The organism is Minwuia thermotolerans (assembly GCF_002924445.1).
Taxonomy (GTDB): Bacteria; Pseudomonadota; Alphaproteobacteria; order Minwuiales; family Minwuiaceae; genus Minwuia; species Minwuia thermotolerans.
Map to the genome: position 1 here is coordinate 1 of NZ_PIGG01000056.1, position 3,122 is coordinate 3,122.

1 protein-coding gene is annotated in these 3,122 nt (G+C 67.2%); it reads left to right on the top strand.

Annotated features, from left to right (window positions below; genetic code table 11):
* Positions 1-3,122: beta strand repeat-containing protein (locus CWC60_RS16580; protein WP_109795047.1), on the top strand; the 3,122-nt coding region annotated here is incomplete at both ends.

Sequence of the window (3,122 nt, forward strand, 5' to 3'; positions counted from 1 at the left end):
GTCGATGGCGGGCTGGGTCAGGACACCATCGACTACTCGTCGGCCCAGTCGAACTTCGCCGAGGCGCAGAACGGCGTCGCCGTCTCGCTGGCTTTCGGGATCGGCCGCGACGCCTTCGGCGATGTCGATCTGCTGAGCAATATCGAGCACGTGCGCGGCACCGCGCTGGACGACGTGATCGAGGGCGACGCCAACGCCAACCAGCTCGACGGCGGCGACGGCGACGACGAGTTCCTGGGCGGCGCGGGCGACGACACCTTCATCGGCGGCAACGGCTTCGACGAGGTCGCCTTCGACGACGACGGCGCGTCTCAGGGCGTCAATGCCGACCTTTCGCTGGGCGGCGCGACCGACGGCTTCGGGGATTCGGATTCGTTCTCGGGTATCGAGGCGCTGGCGGGCACAGGGTTGGACGACACGCTCTCCGGCGACGGGTTCGCCAACCGGCTGGAAGGTCAGGACGGCGCCGACACCCTGCTCGGCAATGACGGCGCCGACACGCTGGAAGGCGGCGCCGGAAACGACACGATCGGCGGCAGCGCCTTCGGCAATGGCGGCGACGACATCGTCTTCGGCGGCGACGGCGACGACCTGGTCTTCTCCGGCGACGGCGTCGACACGCTCTTCGGCGGGCTCGGCAGCGACACGCTGGACTTCTCGCCCGGCCTGCAGCCGGCGGTGGTTGACCTCTCCACCGGTGCGGTGGCCAATGACGGCAGCGGCAACGCCGAGACGGTCAGCGGCTTCGAGGCCGTGGTGGGCACCACCGGCGACGACACGCTGACCTTCGGCGCGGGCACGACGATGACCGGCGGCGCGGGCGATGATCTGTTCATCGTCGGCGACGGCATCGGGCTGAACAACACCATCACCGACTTCACCGCCGGCGCCGGCAGCCCGGACGTCATCGACCTCATCGCCTTCGGCTTCAGCAATCTCGCCGAGGTGCAGGGGGTGTCCAGCGACGACGGCACGAACACCACCATCCAGCTCGACGGCGACGACGCGCTGGTGCTGGAAAACGTGCTGGTCGCCGATCTGGCGGCCGACGACTTCGTCTTCGACTTCACGCCCACGGCGCAGTTCTCGGTCGACGACATCGACGGCACGAACGGCTTCTTCGTCGGCAGCAGCCAGAACAATACCGGCTTCGGCGAGTCCGGCGACGGCGTGGGCGACGTCAACGGCGACGGCCTGGACGATGTGCTGGTCGGCGCACCCTTCGGCAATGGCGGCAATGGCGAATCGTTCGTCCTGTTCGGCGATGCGGCGCCCGATCTCGACAATACCGAATCGAGCCTGATCGCCGGCGGCGGGGCCATCGGCGTCCTCGACAGCGGCGCCGGCGGCGGTGAGTACTCCGGCTACAATGTCACTTCGGTCGGCGACATGAACGGCGACGGCTTCCTCGATTTCGCTGTCGCCGTGCCGGGCTTCTACACCGACAGCGTCAGCGGCAACGGTCAGGTAGCGGTTGTCTTCGGTGACGCCAACGGCCTCGGCCAGGACATCGATCTCGCCGGGCTCGACGGGACCAACGGCTTCAAGGTGACGGCGGGCAGTTCGGCGTCATTCGACAGCTTCGCCCAGAACATCGCCGGAGGCGGCGACTTCAACGGCGACGGCTTCGACGACCTGATCATCAGCGACGACCGCTACAATTACGGCAGCTACAGCAATGCCGGCCAGGTCTTCGTCGTCTTCGGCAATGCCGGCGGTTTCGCGGCCAGCGCGACCATGGATTCGCTGGTCACTGCGGGTGACGCCATCGGCATCCAGGGCGGCGCGTTTTCCTCCTATATCGGCACCGAAGCGAGCTTCATCGGCGACTTCAACGGCGACGGCTTCGACGATATCGGCCTGAGCCACTACCTCGCCGGCGAGCCCTTCAGCCCCCCGACCGTCAGTGTCGTCTTCGGCCAGGGCGAGCCGCTGGGCAATCTCGACCTCCAGAACCTGATCGCCAACGGCGACGCCTTCCAGCTCAGCCAGGGACAGAGCGGCGACGGTCTGGGCTCGACCATTGCCGGGACCGAAGACGTCAATGGCGACGGTTTCGACGATTTTCTCATCAGCGCGCCCGGGACGGCCATCTCCGGTTCCTACACCGATGAGGGCCGCGTCTTCCTGCTGTTCGGCAACGCCAACGCCGCCGGCGCGCAGGCGGACCTCACCAATCTTCAGGCCGGCGAGGGCGTGTCCTTCGACGGACTCGCGGCGGGGGACCGGCTGGGTTCCTCGATCGATGGCGGCGGCGACTTCAACGGCGATGGCATAGCCGATTTCGTCATCGGCGCCGAAGGCGTCGACTACGGCAGCTACAGCAATGTCGGCGAGGCCTATGTCATCTTCGGCCCCGGCCAGGCGGTTGCCGAGACGAGTTTCGACCTGTCCACGATCGACGGCACCGACGGCGTCACCATCACCTCTGCACCGGTGGACAATATCTATCTCGGCCAGGGCGTCGCCATGATCGGCGACATCAACGGCGACGGCTTCGACGATATCGCCGTGACCACCCGCTATGACGACGCCGGCGCGGTTTCCTACGACCAGATCGCCATCTTCTTCGGCCTCGATTCCACGGGTCTGGCGCAGGCCGGCGACGCCGGCGCCAATGCGCTGACGGGCGGGGCAGATACGGACCTGCTGTTCGGCAATGCCGGCGACGACACCCTGACCGGCAATGCCGGAGATGACGTGCTGCGCGGCGGCACCGGCAATGACAGCATGGTCGGCGGCGAGGGCGCCGACCTGCTGGAAGGCGGCGCTGGACAGGACACGCTGATCGGCGGCAATGGCGCGGACACGCTTCGGCCCGGCGCGAACGACGGTTCGGGCGACATCATCCGGCCCGGCGCAGACAGCAATCTGATCGAATTCATCGCGCCGGGCGAAGGCTTCTTCGCCCTCCTCTACGACGACCAGTCCCTGGGCATCAACGCGAGTATCGGCAACATCTCGGGCACGGTCGTGAAGTCCGGCGGCACCGACACACTGGAAGGCGTCAACCTGATCGACGGGATCACCGGCGGGCTGATGCTGGTCGGCGGCACCGGCGACGACACGGTCAGCGCCGACCTGATCGATTTCAACGAGTTCTTCCAGTTCCGCGGCGGCGC